Raw genomic sequence first — 13,986 nt, 5'->3', positions numbered from 1 at the left:
CGACCGCCACCCCTCACGGAATCGCGACGCGATGCTGAATTCATTTGGTCTCCAGAGCCTTCATCCGATCGAGCACGGAATCGGCGGTGGGACCCCGCAATTCGTCCACGATCCGGCCATCGGCCAGGAACACCACCCGATCGGCATAGGCGGCGGCATGCGGCTCGTGGGTGACGATGACGACCGTCTGCCCGAATTCGTCCACGGCGGCGCGCAGGATCGACAGCACCTCACCGGAGGAGCGGGAATCCAGATTGCCGGTCGGCTCGTCGCCGAAGATGATCTCGGGCTTACCCGCCAGCGCCCGCGCACAGGCCACGCGCTGCTGCTGCCCGCCGGAGAGCTCGCTGGGCCGATGGGCCAGCCGATCGGTCAGGCCGAGCCGCTTGAGGACGGTGTCGAGCCATTCCTGATCCGCCTTGCGCCCCGCGATATCCAGCGGCAGCGTGATGTTCTCCAGCGCGGTGAGCGTCGGCACCAGGTTGAACGCCTGGAATACGAAGCCGATTCGATCGCGGCGCAGGGCCGTCATCTGCTTGTCGGACAGGTTGGTCAGGTCGGTGTCGCCGATCCGGACCACCCCCGAGGTGGCACTGTCCAATCCGGCCAGGCAGTGCATCAGGGTCGACTTGCCGGACCCCGACGGACCCATGATCGCGGTGAATTCGCCCTTGGCGAATTCGGCCGAAACCCCATCTAGGGCCTTGACCTGCGTATCTCCGGAACCGTAAAGCTTGGACACGTCGATGGCGCGGGCCGCGACATCGGTCGGAACCGCCGTGTCGGCGGTGTCGGAACCCACTGCGTGCGAAGTCATGCCCTCCAGTCTGTCCGGCCCGCGCCGCGCGCGCCATCCGGGTTTCCCCTGACTCCCCAGGTAGCAGCTCCGGCCGGTACCGTGGCGACCGGATCACCCGAATCCGGAATGGGTAGGTAGACACAAGTGGCTGTTCGGAACATCGCACTGCGCACCCTGGCGGGCGAGCCCACCACGCTGGCCGAACTGGCGGGCGACAAGGCGGTGCTGCTGGTCAATGTGGCATCGAAATGCGGTCTGACACCGCAGTATTCGGGCCTGGTGGAATTGCAGCAGACCTACGGGCCGAAGGGCTTCACCGTCATCGGCGTCCCCTGCAACCAGTTCATGGGCCAGGAGCCCGGCAGCGCGGAGGAGATCGCGCAGTTCTGCGCCACCACCTACGGTGTCGATTTCCCGCTGCTGGAGAAGACCGACGTCAACGGCGAGAACCGGCACCCGCTCTACGCCGAGCTGGTGGGCACGCCCGACGCCGAGGGCGCCGCGGGCGATATCCAGTGGAACTTCGAGAAGTTCCTGATCGACCGCGACGGTACCGTGGCCGGACGTTTCCGTCCGACCGTCACCCCCGAGGATGCCGCGCTGCGCGGTGCCGTGGAATCTGTGCTGTAGCGCTCACAGCGGCGCCGAGCGCCACCAGCGCACCACCTCGTCGATGGTGCCCGAGATCCCGTCGGTGTACATCAGGAACTGACCGCGGTCACCGGTGAACTCGGTGACCATCTTCGGGCCGCTGTTGCTGAATTTGTAGTTGGTGTAGGACTTTCCGCCGTTGGTCTCGGTGCCCTTGGTGGCGTCCCCGGGCAGGTTGCCCAGGGCCGCCTGGGCATCGGCGGCCGAGTTGTACATGTAGATGGTGAAGAACGGGTCGTCGTTGTCGCCGCCGCCGAAGCAGTCCCAGGCGAAGGCCCACTTGCCGAAATCCGGTGAGCCGTCGGTGGGATTCGGCGGATTGCTGGTGGCGTGCGAACTACAGGTGGCGCCGTTGTATCCGGAGTCGCCCTCGGCTCCGGCCGGGACCATGCTGGTGAACTCGCGACTGATCGCCTCCACGCTGGCGGGTGTGTTGCTGCCCGTATTGCTCACCGCCGCGGACGTGCTGGTGCGGGTGGTGGTCGTCTCGGAGTCGTCACCGACGATCGCGCCGACGACCATCAACAACACCAGCACGACCACCACCGCGCCGACCACCACGCCGACGATCAGACCGGCATTGGAGCGGCGCGGCGGACCGATCGGCCGCTGCGGCGGCGCGCTGTAGCCGCCCTGCGGCCCGAAGGTGTTCTGCTGCTGGTAGTTGTGCTGCTGCGGAGCCGACGGGGCGGACCGCGGACCGGTCGCCATGGTGTGCTGCATCATTCGCGGCGCCGGCGTCACCGCCGTCGGCCCGCCGGTCAGCGGATTCGGGCCGCTGGCCTGCCCCACCGGATAGGCCGGTGTCGACAGCGGACCCGCGGTGGGCAACTGCGGCGCCGAGGTGTGCGCGGTCGGGAACTGCGGACCGGTGACCGGGCGCGGAACCCCGCCGGCCACGGGCACGGCGGGCTGCGAGCGATCGGTGAGCGCCTGCCGCGCCGCCGCGGCGAATTCCGTACACGTGGCGAACCGGTCGTCGGGACGCTTCGCCATCGCCTTGGCCAGCACACCGTCCAGCGCGTACGGCAGACCTCCGCGCACGGTGCTCAGCGCGGGCGGCGGGCTCTGCAGATGCCCCTGGATGACCTGTGCCGGGTTGGTCGCGGCGAACGGGCCGGTGCCGGTGAACAGCCAGAACAACGTGCAGGCCAGCGAATACTGATCGGAGCGGTGGTCCAGTGCCGAGCCGGTCAGCTGTTCCGGCGAGGCGTAGGCCAGGGTCGCGGTGAAGGTGCCCGTCTGGGTGAGATGGCCGGTGTCGTCGCGCAGGCGGGCGATGCCGAAGTCGGTCAGGTAGACCCGTTCGCCGCGTCCGCTACCGGAGCGGGCCAACAGGATGTTCGCCGGTTTCACGTCGCGATGCAGCACGCCCATGCCGTGCGCGTAGTCCAGCGCCTCGGCGGTTGCCGTGATGATCTGCACCGCACGCGCCGGGGGCAGCGACTGCGGTTCCGCCGACGCGGCATCGATGCCGTCGATGTACTGCATGGAGATCCACAGCTGCTCGTCCTCGAGGCCGCGGTCGTAGACGGTGACGATATTGGGGTGGTCGAGCCGGGCGACCAGATCCGCCTCCCGTTCGAACCGCGCCCGCACCTCCTCGTCGTGGAACATCTCCCGGTTCAACAACTTCAGCGCGGTCAGCCGCGGCAGGCGCGGATGTTTCGCCAGATAGACCGAGCCCATACCACCGCGACCCAGTTGCCGTTCGATGACATATCCGGCGAACACATCACCGCTGGCCAGCATGACTTGCTCCACTTCTCGCCGTCACCGGGACCCACCGGTGACAGGCGTACAGCACAGATACGCGATCAGGGCGTGCCCCGACCACGGAATACGGAAACCCTAGCAGTTGTCCCCCGCCTCAAATGCCCGACGAAGAGGTATCGCATGGGGAGCCCGCGACGTTCCAGCACGCTCCACCATAGCGAATCACTATGGTTATCGGTCCGATTCGCCGATCGGCGGACGCGGCCGGCGGATCGGAGCGTCCGGCAGCGCGATCGTGATCGGCCGGGCGGTGCGGCGTGTGCCGGACGGCGGACGTTGCGGCGCAGCGCTTCCCGGCGCCGCGCCGGGTGCCGCCGAGCCCGGTGGCTGGGCACCCGCCGGTCGGGCCTGATCCACCGGTCGCGGTGAATCCGACTGCCGCTCTCGGCCGGGCGGCCGGGCCGGATCGCCATGGCGGGCCAGATCGACCGGACGGGCAGGACCGACCGGACGGGCGGGCTCGACCGGGTGCGGTGAATCGCCCGGGCGAGCCGCGTCAGTTCCTCTGGGCGGCAACGAGTTCGGTCCCGAGGCCGGCCGCTGCCCGGGGCCGCCGGGGGCACCGCCACGCGGCGGCACGGCCCCGGGTGGGATCCCGGCCGTGCGCGGAATGCCCGAGGTGTAGCCGGTGGCCGGTGGATATCCCTGGGGCGCAGGCTGATTCGGATAAGCCGGCGGCCGGTAGCCCGGACGTGGCCCGTGCCGGCGCGGTGGGTACGCACCCGGCTGCGGCGTCGCCTGGGTCGGGTGCGGAACATATCCGGTGTAGGACCGGGTGCCCTGCGGCGGATACCCGGCCGGGCCGACCGGCGGCGGAGGTTGTTGCGGCGCAGCGGAAGTCAAGGCCCGGCGGGCAGCGGCGGCGAACTCGGCACAGCTGGCGAACCGGTCCTCCGGGCGCTTGGCCAGCGCGCGGGCCAGCACCGCGTCCAAGACGGGCGGCAGGCCGGGGCGCGCGTCGCGCAGCGACGGCACCGGCCCGAACAGATGCCCGTTGAGTATCACGGCCGGGGTGCCGCTGAACGGCGGTGTGCCGGTGAGCATCCAGTACAGCGTGCAGGCCAGCGAATACTGATCGGCCCGATGATCCAGCGACGTGCCGCTGAGCTGTTCGGGCGCCGCGTAGGCGAGCGTGGCGGTGATCTGCCCCGCCGAGGACAGAGTGGTGTCGGCATTGCGTGGTGCCGCGATCCCGAAATCGGTGAGCAGCACCCGTTCCGGCTGCCCGATCGGGGCCTTGGCCAGCAGGATGTTGGCCGGTTTCACATCCCGGTGCAGCACACCGTTGGCGTGCGCGAAGTCCAGCGCCGCCGCCGTGTCGGCGATGATGTGCACCGCCCGCGCCGGGATCATCGTGTTCACGTCGGCGCCGGCCGCGTCCGAGCCCGCCACGAACTGCATGGAGATCCAGAGCTGGTCGCCCTCGGCGCCGCGGTCGTAGACGGTGACGATATTCGGGTGGTCGAGCCGGGCGACCAGATCGGCCTCGCGTTCGAACCGCCCGCGGATCTCGTCGTCGGCGTAGAGCTCGCGATCGAGCAGCTTGAGCGCGGTCAGGCGCGGCAGGCGCGGATGCTGGGCCAGGTAGACGGTGCCCATTCCGCCCTGTCCGAGCACACGTTTGACGACATAACCGGCAAAGACCTCGCCAGCTTGCAACACAGTGGGTACACCCCCTCCTCGGGCCGAGCACGCGGGATCCTACCGGGATATCTCACCCGTCCGTGATCCCGCAACATCTCGATTATCGCCTGCCCGCGCAGGTTTGTCGGTGCCCCGGCCTAAGCTCGGATCCATGAAACTCGGCGCACACGTACGTCAGGACAGCGACCCGATCGGCCTGGGCGAGAAGCTCGGCGCCGAGGTCGTCCAGTTCTTCGTCGTAGATCCGCAGAGCTGGGACAAACCGCAGCCGCACCCACTGGCGGAGCAGATCCGGGCCAGCGAGATCGACGTGGTGATCCACTCCACGTATCAGATCAATGTGGCGAGCACGAACAATCGGTTGCGCATGCCCTCACGCCAGGCCGTCGCGCTACAGGCCGCCGCGGCGGCCGAGCTGGGCGCGTTCGGGCTGGTGGTGCACGGCGGGCATGTCCGCTCCGACGCCGAACTCGAGGCAGGGGTGGTCAATTGGCGCAAGCTGTTCGAACGCCAGCAGGACAAGGGCGGTTTCGCCGTCCCGATCCTGATCGAGAACACCGCGGGCGGCAATCACGCCATGGCCCGCCATTTCGATTCGATCGCCCGGCTGTGGGACGCGGTCGGTGAGTTCGGGGCCGGTTTCTGCCTGGACACCTGCCATGCGTGGGCGGGCGGCGAGGAACTGGTCGGCGTGGTGGACCGGATCAAGGCCATTACCGGCCGGATCGATCTGGTGCATCTGAACTCCTCGCGCGACGAGTTCGATTCCGGCGCCGACCGGCACGCCAACCTGTCCGAGGGCACCATCGATCCGGAACTGCTGGCCGAGGTGTGCCGCACCGCGGGCGCACCGGTGATCTTGGAGACGCCGGCCGAGGGCGTCGCGGAGGATCTCGCGTATCTGCGTGAGCAGGTCGGGTAAACGCCTTTCGATCCCGCTGAAGCTAACCCTGGCCGGTCGGCGGCCCCGCTGGTGTGCTCGAACGCAGCAACGATGTTCGAGCGAAAGGCACAGCATGTCCGTCGATTACGCAACCGCCACCGTAGTAAAGCTGGGTAGCCGAATCGGCGCACGCATCGATGGTGTCCGCTTGAGCGGCGACCTCGACGCCGCGACCGTCGAGCTGATCCAGGGTGCGCTGCATGAGCACAAGGTGATCTTCTTCCGCGGGCAGGAGCATCTGACCGAAGACGGCCAGCACGAGTTCGCGCAGCTGCTGGGCACACCCACCACACCACATCCCACGGTCACCTCCAAGGGCGTCAAGTCGCTGCCCATCGATTCCGAGTACGGCCGGGCCAACAGCTGGCACACCGATGTCACCTTCGTGGACCGGATTCCGAAATCCTCGATCCTGCGCGCGGTACACCTGCCCGAATACGGCGGATCCACCACCTGGGCATCCACGGTCGCGGCCTACGAGTCGCTGCCCGATCCGCTGAAGGCGCTGGTGGAGAACCTGCGGGCCCGGCACACCAATGCCTACGACTACGCCGCCGACCGCACCGACCGCGAGATCGGTGCGCAGGGCAGGGCCTACCGCGAGGAGTTCGAGTCGACCTACTACGAGACCGAGCATCCCGTGGTGCGCGTCCATCCGGTCACCGGTGAGCGCGCGCTGCTGCTCGGACATTTCGTGAAGAACTTCGTCGGTCTCAACGCCGCGGAATCGCAGGCGCTGTTCCAGCTGCTACAGAATCGGGTGATCAAGCTGGAGCACACGACGCGCTGGAACTGGCAGCTCGGCGATGTCGCGATCTGGGACAACCGCGCCACCCAGCACTACGCCGTCGACGACTACGACGGCCAGGGCCGCCGTCTGACCCGGATCACACTCGCGGGCGATATCCCGGTCGGCGTGGATGGTCGGGCCAGCACCATCATTCAGGGCAACGCCGAGCACTACTCGATCGTCGAGCAGGTCGCGCGGGCAGCCTGACCCGACCCCGGGTGCGGTCTCGTCACTGCCGCACCCGATCCCCGGAGCCGGCGGTGCGCCGTCCGCCGCCTCCGGTCCAGTGGGCCGCTCGCCCGGACGCCTCTCCCGGGCGTGCGGCCCACTACGCTCCGCACCGGGTAGGCCGCCACCTATCGTGGGGGCTGTGACGACGGATATTCGCCCGCTGGACGGGGTGCGGGTTCTGGAACTGGGCAACTACGTGGCCGCTCCGACGGCCGGGCGCATCCTCGGCGACTTCGGCGCCGAGGTGATCAAGGTGGAACGCCCCAAAACCGGCGACGAACTGCGTAATTGGCGGCTCTACGGCGGCGACACCTCGATGCTGTACCGCACCATCAACCGCAACAAGAAGTCCATCACCCTGGACCTGCGCACCGAGGCCGGGCGGCGGATCGTGCTGGATCTGATCCGGCAGTGCGATGTGCTGCTGGAGAACTTCCGGCCCGGCATCCTGGAGAAGTGGGGCCTGGGTCCGGAGGTGCTGTCGGAGGCCAACCCGAAGCTGGTGATCACCCGCATCTCCGCCTACGGCCAGACCGGGCCGCTGGCCCAGCGCCCCGGTTTCGCGGCGGTCGCCGAGGCGGTCGGCGGCCTGCGCGAACTGGTCGGCGATCCGGATCGCCCGCCGGTGCGCGTCGGCGTGTCCATCGGCGATTCCATCGCGGGCATCTACGCGGCATTCGGCACCGTGATGGCGCTGTTCCAGCGCGAGCGGGTCGAGCAGGTTCCGTTGGCGCAGCGCGTCATCGATGTCGCGCTGAACGAGTCCATCCTGTCGGTAATGGAATCGCTGGTCCCCGACTATCTGGCCTACGGCATCGAACGTCAGCGGGTCGGCGGCCGGATGGAGGGCATCGCCCCGAGCAACGCCTACCCGTGTTCGGACGGTTTCAGCATCATCATCGGCGGCAACGGCGATGCCATCTTCCAGCGCTACATGCAGGTCATAGACCGGCCCGACCTGGCCGCCGACCCGGAACTCCAGGACAATTGGGGCCGCTGGACCAATCGGGAACGCCTGGATGCCGCGATCGGTGAGTGGACGATCCAGCGCACCCGAGCCGAGGCCCTGAAGATCCTGGAGGAGGCCGCCATCCCCTGCGGCCCGATCTACACCGCCGCCGATCTCGTCGCGGACGAGCAGTTGAAGGCGCGCAATATGATTCAGTCCTTCCCGGTCGAGGTGGGTGAACCGGAACCGAAATCGGTCGGATTCACCGGCATCGTCCCGGTCATCGGCGGCGCGTCGCTGCCGATCCGCTCGGTGGGTCCGGATCTGGGCGAGCACACCCGCGAAGTGCTCGCCGGCCTGCTCGGACTCGGCGACGCCGAGATCGACGCACTGCACCAGGACGGAGCGTGACGGGCCCCGGGGGTCGCGCCACGGCCCGCCCGCCGATAGGGTGCCCCGCATGAGTAGGCGGCGTGGACGCAGACGCCCGGCGGGTCGCAGCAGGGGTGAGCTCCGTGCGCCGATGCCGAGCAGACCGACGGTGCACCCCAACCCGGCGGGCACGAATCGGAGGTCCTGGGCGGGCGTGATGTGTGTGCCCGCGCGGTCCCGGGACGACAAGTGACCGCGGCCCTGCGCGATGTGACCCTGCGGGACGGCTTGCAGCTCACCGGCAAGGTGCTTCCGACCGAACGCAAGGCCGAGATCGTGCGGGCCCTGCTGGCGCTCGGCGTGCCGGAGCTCGAGATCGGCTCGCTGGCCCGTCCTGATCTGGTGCCGCCGATGGCCAACACGATGGAGCTCGTCGCCGCGCTGACGCCGCAGGAGCTGCGGCACTGCTGGCTCTGGGTAGCGACGCCGCGGCACGTCGAGAAGGCCGCGGCCGCGGGTGTGCGCAATTTCCAGTACTGCCTGTCGGTGTCCGATGCCCACAATCGGGCCAATATCGGCCGCACCGCCGAGGACAGCGTGGCGGCGATGCCGGATGCGGTGCGCATCGCCGCTGAGGTCGGCGGGTCCATCCAGCTCTGCCTGGCCACGAGTTTCACCTGCCCGTTCGATGGGCCGGTGGACCCGGAGCGGGTGCTGGCCATCGCGAACGATCCGCGTACCGACGGCGCGGCCGATATCGTGCTCGCCGATACGCTCGGGCAGGCGCACCCGGCCCAGGTCGGCGCGCTCGTCTCGGCTGTCCGTGCGCGAAGCCCGCGGCGGCGCATCGTCTTCCACGGACACGACACCTGGGGAATGGGCGTGGCCAATACCTTGGCGGCGATCGCGGCCGGCGCGGAACTGGTCGACGGTTCGCTCGGTGGACTCGGCGGCTGCCCGTTCGCGCCGGGCGCCAGCGGCAATACCGCCAGCGAGGACATCCTGTTCGCCACGCGCCCCGGCTGGTTCACGCCCGCCACTCTGGCCGCACTGGTCGGGCTGACCGAGGATCTGCTGGCCGAACTCGGCGAACCCAATCGCTCCCGCACCGCCGAGGGCGCCCGTTCGAAAGCGGACGCCTTCGAATGGGTGCTCGGCTAACCGAACTGGTAGTGCACGTATTCGCGGACGGGTTCGAATCCGATTCCGCGGTAGATCTTGTTCGAGGTGGGATTGTCGGTATCGGCGAACAGGCAGATGTCGAGGCCCTGGGCGCGTAGCTCCCGGGCGACGTGCGCGGAGAGCGCGGCGGCGTAGCCACGGCCCCGGTCTTCCGGTGGTGTGTAGACCGGCCCGATCCGGGACCAGCCGTAGGCGGGTATCTGATGCGCGGCCAGGCAGACCGGGCGGGTGTCGCGCTCCCACAGCCACCACCAGCCTGCTTCGATCCGGCGCCGCAGCGTCTCGACCGGCAGCCCCGGGCCGGTCGATCCGATCTCGGTCTGCATCGCTTCGCTCCAGGCCAGGCAGGTGGCGAGATCGGCCTCGGTGGCCCGCCGGGGCGTCCCCGGCACCGCCGGAATGTGCAGCGCGGCGAGCCGGTACAGCCGTACCGCGTAGTCCTGCTTGTAGCCGATCCGCCGCAGCGCGCACCAGCGTTCGGCGAAGGGCCACACCACTTCCGAGGGGCCTTCCACGCCGCCGGCGTGGGTGATCGCTCCGGCGAAGGCGTCGGCGACCTCGCGGGCGCGTTCGACCGGGATGTCGCCGAGGTAGATGTCGTTGCGGCCGGAGCGCGCGGCCACGCCGACGACCTCGCCCGCGTCGTCCAATACCGAGACGAACCAGGACGGCTCGCCGGGTGTCGTCTTCGCACCGAGCAGATTGCCGACGGCGGTCGCGATCACCGTATTGCGTAGTGCGTGCTGCCGTAGGTAGGGCTCGGCACGCCGCAGGAATTCGGTGACATCACTGGTGATCGCCGTCTGCCTACGATCACATCCAGCCATCTGCCAATCCTGCACGGCGGCAGCGCCTTCGGCAACCAGGTCCGGGTTCGCCCGTGGCTCAGTCGGTTTCGGCCCGCGCTTCGCGATCGTGCCGCAGCTTGAGCAGGACCAGACCGGCGGTGCAGGCCAGAATCAGCCCGGCCACGGTGATTTCGACGTGTAGGCCGGCGATGCCGAGTACCGCGCCGACGATGCCGCCGACGAAGAACAGCCAGGCGAAGGCCCGCGACAGTGTCGTGGTCAGGCTCCGCGCTGGTTTCGACACCCGGGGCTGCGATGGCGCGGTAGCCGCCGAATCGGCGGCCGCGGACTCGGCTCGCAGCGGAGTTGTCGAGTAAGCTCCCATCATTCACTCCCTCGCCCCGACTTCGATCAGAGCTGTGGTCGCAACAGGGTTTCTCGAGCCCTCGGCGGATCTCTCATCTGGGTACAGGCGTCGCACACGTAACTTCGCTCACACGCTACGACCACACCGGTCGGTTCGAGCGCGACACGTGCCCACGACACGCACTTAGTGACCATTTCGATATCTGAATTACGAGATTTTTAAATCCGAGTGTGCAAGGTCGAAACACTCGTGCCGAGCTAGCCGCCGTGCCTGGCCTCGATTAAGGTGAGGCCCACTCGATTACACAGCAGGAGTGTCCCGATGGTGAGCAACAGGACCAGGATCACCGGTCCGGCGATCGCAGCGGGAGCGGTTTCCGTCGGGCTCGTCCTCATCGGCGCCTGCGGAGTAGGTAAGAAAGACACCTACGTCCCGCCCCCACCGCTGAAATCCGGGCCTTCCGCCGCGATGGCCGTACAGAACGGCACCACGGTGACGGCTCAGAAGGTCGTCATCCCGCCGTCACCCAGCTGGCAGGTGGCGCCCGCCGGCCCGCCGCGCCGCCCCGCCGGCTACACCCCGATGACCACCCCACCGGACAGCGAGATCGATCTGCCGTCCGAGGGCGAGACGACCCGGCCCACCCGGCCGCGCACCACCGAATCCGAGGAACCGATCACCACCCGGCCGCGGCCGACCCGGCCCACCAACACCGAGGACGGAGAACCGACCACCACCCGGCGCCCGACCGTCCCGACCACCACGGCCGCCGCGGAGCCGCCGCCGGTCGAGCAGACCACGCCGCCCGTCGAACCGGCTCCGACGGCGCAACAGTCCCCGCTCGTCGAACCGACCTCGCCGGTCGAGCAAACCCCGCTTCTCGAACCGACCTCGCCGCTGCCCGAACCCACCGCGATCAGCAGCCCGGTGGAAATCGTCACCCCCACGGCGACCAGCACGCCCGCACCACCGACCGAATGACACAGAAAGGCCGCCCTGTACGAACAAGGCGGCCTTCTGGTTTCGGGGCCTACAGCTCCGGCTGGTCGTACGCGCCGACCTGCGCGCTCAGCACCTGAAGGTGCTCGAGCGACCCGCCGAGCGTGCGCTCGATCGCGGTCAACCGCGCGACATAGTGACTCACCGGGTACTCGGCGGTGACGCCGATACCGCCGTGCATCTGGATCGCCTCCTGCCCGACGTGCCGTGCCGCCCGGCCGACCTGCAACCGCGCCCGCGAGGCGATGATCGGATCGGCGTCGCCGTCGACCAGTGCCGCATTGGCGTACAGGCTCATGCTGCGCGCCAATTCCAGCGAGACGTACATGTTGGCGGCCCGCTGAGTCAGCGTCTGGAACTTCGACAGCGTGACGCCGAACTGCTTGCGTGTCTTCAGGTAGTCGGTGGTCAGCCGCAGCGCCTCGTCCATCGCGCCGATCGACTCGGCGCACAGCAGCGCCTGCGCGCGCACGATCGCCTGCGCTACCGCCTCGGTACCCGAACCCAGCAGTTCGGCGGGCGCTGCCGCGAATTCCACCTGCGCGCCGCGCTGCCCGTCCACCGTGCGGTACGGCGTCCGGCTGACGCCCGACGCGTCGGCGGCGACCAGGAACAGCCCGAGACCGCCGTCCGGCAGGGTCGCGCTGACCACGAACTCGTCGGCGCAGTCGCCGTGGCCGACCGGGTTCTTGGTTCCGGTCACCGCATACGAATCCCCCTGCGCCACGGCAGTGGTGGACACCTCGGCCGACGGCCAGCGCACGCCCGGCTCGCCGTGCGCGAACGCCAGCAGCCGGCCACCGCCCGCGACCTCGGGCAGGATCCGCTGCCGCTGTTCGGCGCTGCCGAGTGCGGCCACCAGACCACCGGGCACCAGCACGGCGTCCAGCAGCGGTTCCGGCGCGAGGCGGCGGCCGATCTCCTCCAGCACGACCATGGTCTCCACCGGCCCGGCGCCCATACCGCCGTCGTCCTCGCTGAAGCTCAGGCCGAGCACACCGAGTTCGGCGAGCTGACGCCAGACCTCGCGGCTCCAGCCGAGTTCGGTATCGGTGACCTCGAGCCGGGTCTCCGGGGTGTATGCCTTGGCCAGCAGGTCACGGACGGTGTCCCGCAGCATGACCTGTTCGTCGGTGAGTTCGAAATCCATGGTGTCGCCTCACAATCCCAGGATCGTGGAGGAAATGATGGAGCGCTGCACTTCGCTCGAACCTCCGTAGATGGTCGTCTTGCGGTAGTTCAGGTAGCCGGGGCCGGTGTGCTGGGCCCATTCCGGGGACGCGATGTCCGCGGCGTCGACCGGCAGGGCATCCGGGCCGGCGATGTCGAGCAGCAGTTCGGTCGCGGCCTGCTGCAATTCCGAGCCGCGCAGCTTCAGCACCGAGGAGGCCGGATTGGGCTTGCCTTCTTCGGAATTGGAGACCACGCGAAGCTGCGTGAGCTCCAGGGCCAGCAGTTCGTTCTCGAGTTCGGCGACCCGGGCCGCGAACAGCGGGTCCTCGAGCAGCGTGCCCGCGCCCGCCTTGGTCGTGCGGGCGTACTCCTTGGCGACGCCGATCTTGACCTTGGTGCGGCCGACGCCGGTGATGCCGGTGCGCTCGTTGCCGAGCAGGAACTTGGCGTAGGTCCAGCCCATGTTCTCCTGGCCGACCAGCTGATCGGCGGGGACTCGGACGTTCTCGAAGAAGACCTCGTTGACCTCGAAACCGCCGTCGATCAGCTTGATCGGGCGCATGGTGACGCCCGGGCTCTTGACGTCGAAGAGCAGGAACGAGATGCCGGCCTGCTTCTTCGGGGCGTTCGGGTCGGTGCGCACCAGGCAGAAGATCCAGTCGGCGTACTGCCCCAGGGTGGTCCAGATCTTCTGGCCGTTGACGATGTAGGAGTCGCCGTCGCGTACCGCGGTGGTGCGCAGCGAGGCCAGGTCCGATCCGGCGTCCGGTTCGGAGAAGCCCTGGCACCACCAGATGTCCAGCGCCGCGGTGGGCGGCAGGAAGCGTTCCTTGATCTCCTGCGAGCCGAAGTGCGCGATCACCGGGCCGACCATCTGGGCGTTGAACGTCAGCGGCTCGGGCACCGAGGCCAGCTGCATCTCGTCCTGCCAGATGTGGCGCTGCATCGGGGTCCAGTCCTTGCCGCCCCACTCCACCGGCCAGTTCGGCACGGCGAGTCCGTGGTCGTTGAGGATCTTGTGCGCGGTGACGATGTGTTCTTTGGACAATTCGCGGCCGTAGCGGACGCGTTCGCGGATCTCAGCGGGGATCTCGGTCCGATAGAACTGTCGCAGTTCGTCGCGGAAGGCGATCTCGTCGGGGGACAGGGATATTTTCATACAGGACTCCGTCCATGTCTCGTACGTCCGAGCCGAACTTACCCTTTGGTAATCGTGCGCTGTCAGGGGGATCACATCCGGGCAACACGCTGACGGGCCGGAACTGGTACGTTGCTGGACGGACGGGGTATGGGGACCCGGGTTTTCTTTCGAGGAGCGATTG

General features: G+C 68.6%; 13 protein-coding genes. 6 read left to right on the top strand and 7 right to left on the bottom strand.

Annotated features, from left to right (window positions below; all coding sequences use genetic code 11):
- Positions 1-40: 40 nt before the first annotated feature.
- A complete protein-coding gene (locus tag ACFVMC_RS09835) occupies positions 41-817 on the bottom strand; it encodes an ABC transporter ATP-binding protein (protein WP_379208639.1) in 777 nt (258 codons plus the stop codon).
- Between the two features lie 126 nt (positions 818-943).
- On the opposite strand from ACFVMC_RS09835, the gene ACFVMC_RS09830 reads away from it, so the two are divergent.
- Entirely contained in the window at positions 944-1,429 is a 486-nt protein-coding gene (locus ACFVMC_RS09830) for a glutathione peroxidase (protein ID WP_379208637.1), read from the top strand.
- Between the two features lie 3 nt (positions 1,430-1,432).
- Here ACFVMC_RS09830 and ACFVMC_RS09825 read toward each other — a convergent pair whose 3' ends face one another.
- Both ACFVMC_RS09825 and ACFVMC_RS09820 read right to left on the bottom strand, forming a co-directional pair.
- Complete coding sequence (locus ACFVMC_RS09825; protein WP_379208636.1) at positions 1,433-3,202, bottom strand: protein kinase; 1,770 nt, start codon at positions 3,200-3,202, stop codon at positions 1,433-1,435.
- A 195-nt stretch (positions 3,203-3,397) separates the two neighbouring features.
- Positions 3,398-4,888 (bottom strand): protein kinase, encoded by a 1,491-nt coding sequence (locus ACFVMC_RS09820; protein ID WP_379208634.1) that lies wholly within the window; start codon positions 4,886-4,888, stop codon positions 3,398-3,400.
- 133 nt (positions 4,889-5,021) lie between these two features.
- On the opposite strand from ACFVMC_RS09820, the gene ACFVMC_RS09815 reads away from it, so the two are divergent.
- From ACFVMC_RS09815 to ACFVMC_RS09800, 4 genes are all read left to right on the top strand, one after another.
- A complete protein-coding gene (locus ACFVMC_RS09815) occupies positions 5,022-5,792 on the top strand; it encodes a deoxyribonuclease IV (protein WP_379208632.1) in 771 nt (256 codons plus the stop codon).
- Positions 5,793-5,886: 94 nt separating this feature from the next.
- Entirely contained in the window at positions 5,887-6,810 is a 924-nt protein-coding gene (locus ACFVMC_RS09810) for a TauD/TfdA dioxygenase family protein (protein WP_379208630.1), read from the top strand.
- Positions 6,811-6,973: 163 nt separating this feature from the next.
- Entirely contained in the window at positions 6,974-8,194 is a 1,221-nt protein-coding gene (locus ACFVMC_RS09805) for a CaiB/BaiF CoA transferase family protein (protein WP_379208628.1), read from the top strand.
- A 210-nt stretch (positions 8,195-8,404) separates the two neighbouring features.
- Entirely contained in the window at positions 8,405-9,316 is a 912-nt protein-coding gene (locus tag ACFVMC_RS09800) for a hydroxymethylglutaryl-CoA lyase (protein WP_379208627.1), read from the top strand.
- Here the strand turns inward: ACFVMC_RS09800 and ACFVMC_RS09795 are convergent.
- Together ACFVMC_RS09795 and ACFVMC_RS09790 are read right to left on the bottom strand one after the other, a co-directional pair.
- A complete protein-coding gene (locus ACFVMC_RS09795; RefSeq protein WP_379208625.1) occupies positions 9,313-10,164 on the bottom strand; it encodes a GNAT family N-acetyltransferase in 852 nt (283 codons plus the stop codon). The two genes, ACFVMC_RS09800 and ACFVMC_RS09795, sit on opposite strands and share 4 nt — an antisense overlap.
- 58 nt (positions 10,165-10,222) lie before the next feature.
- The gene (locus tag ACFVMC_RS09790) at positions 10,223-10,513 is read right to left on the bottom strand and encodes a hypothetical protein (protein ID WP_379208624.1); all 291 of its coding nucleotides are present in this window, start codon (positions 10,511-10,513) and stop codon (positions 10,223-10,225) included.
- A gap of 300 nt (positions 10,514-10,813) precedes the next feature.
- On the opposite strand from ACFVMC_RS09790, the gene ACFVMC_RS09785 reads away from it, so the two are divergent.
- Entirely contained in the window at positions 10,814-11,473 is a 660-nt protein-coding gene (locus ACFVMC_RS09785; RefSeq protein WP_379208622.1) for a hypothetical protein, read from the top strand.
- A 49-nt stretch (positions 11,474-11,522) separates the two neighbouring features.
- Here ACFVMC_RS09785 and ACFVMC_RS09780 read toward each other — a convergent pair whose 3' ends face one another.
- Positions 11,523-12,641 carry an acyl-CoA dehydrogenase family protein gene (locus tag ACFVMC_RS09780; RefSeq protein WP_379208621.1) on the bottom strand — a complete coding sequence of 373 codons (1,119 nt, stop codon included), beginning with the start codon at positions 12,639-12,641 and terminating at the stop codon, positions 11,523-11,525.
- Positions 12,642-12,650: 9 nt separating this feature from the next.
- Positions 12,651-13,823, bottom strand: a complete 1,173-nt coding sequence (locus ACFVMC_RS09775; protein ID WP_379208619.1) for an acyl-CoA dehydrogenase family protein — start codon at positions 13,821-13,823, stop codon at positions 12,651-12,653.
- Between the last annotated feature and the right edge of the window lie 163 nt (positions 13,824-13,986).

The sequence above is a fragment of the Nocardia sp. NPDC127579 genome (assembly GCF_042672005.1).
GTDB lineage: Bacteria > Actinomycetota > Actinomycetes > Mycobacteriales > Mycobacteriaceae > Nocardia.
Note: the sequence above shows the minus strand (reverse complement) of the source record. Positions and strands in the feature narration are given on the sequence as shown.

Coding starts and splice junctions, on each gene's coding strand:
- ACFVMC_RS09835 (WP_379208639.1), bottom strand. CDS start 817: ATGACTTCGCACGCAGTGGGTTCCGACACCGCCGACACGGCGGTTCCG.
- ACFVMC_RS09825 (WP_379208636.1), bottom strand. CDS start 3,202: ATGCTGGCCAGCGGTGATGTGTTCGCCGGATATGTCATCGAACGGCAA.
- ACFVMC_RS09815 (WP_379208632.1), top strand. CDS start 5,022: ATGAAACTCGGCGCACACGTACGTCAGGACAGCGACCCGATCGGCCTG.
- ACFVMC_RS09810 (WP_379208630.1), top strand. CDS start 5,887: ATGTCCGTCGATTACGCAACCGCCACCGTAGTAAAGCTGGGTAGCCGA.
- ACFVMC_RS09795 (WP_379208625.1), bottom strand. CDS start 10,164: ATGGCTGGATGTGATCGTAGGCAGACGGCGATCACCAGTGATGTCACC.
- ACFVMC_RS09790 (WP_379208624.1), bottom strand. CDS start 10,513: ATGATGGGAGCTTACTCGACAACTCCGCTGCGAGCCGAGTCCGCGGCC.
- ACFVMC_RS09785 (WP_379208622.1), top strand. CDS start 10,814: ATGGTGAGCAACAGGACCAGGATCACCGGTCCGGCGATCGCAGCGGGA.
- ACFVMC_RS09780 (WP_379208621.1), bottom strand. CDS start 12,641: ATGGATTTCGAACTCACCGACGAACAGGTCATGCTGCGGGACACCGTC.
- ACFVMC_RS09775 (WP_379208619.1), bottom strand. CDS start 13,823: ATGAAAATATCCCTGTCCCCCGACGAGATCGCCTTCCGCGACGAACTG.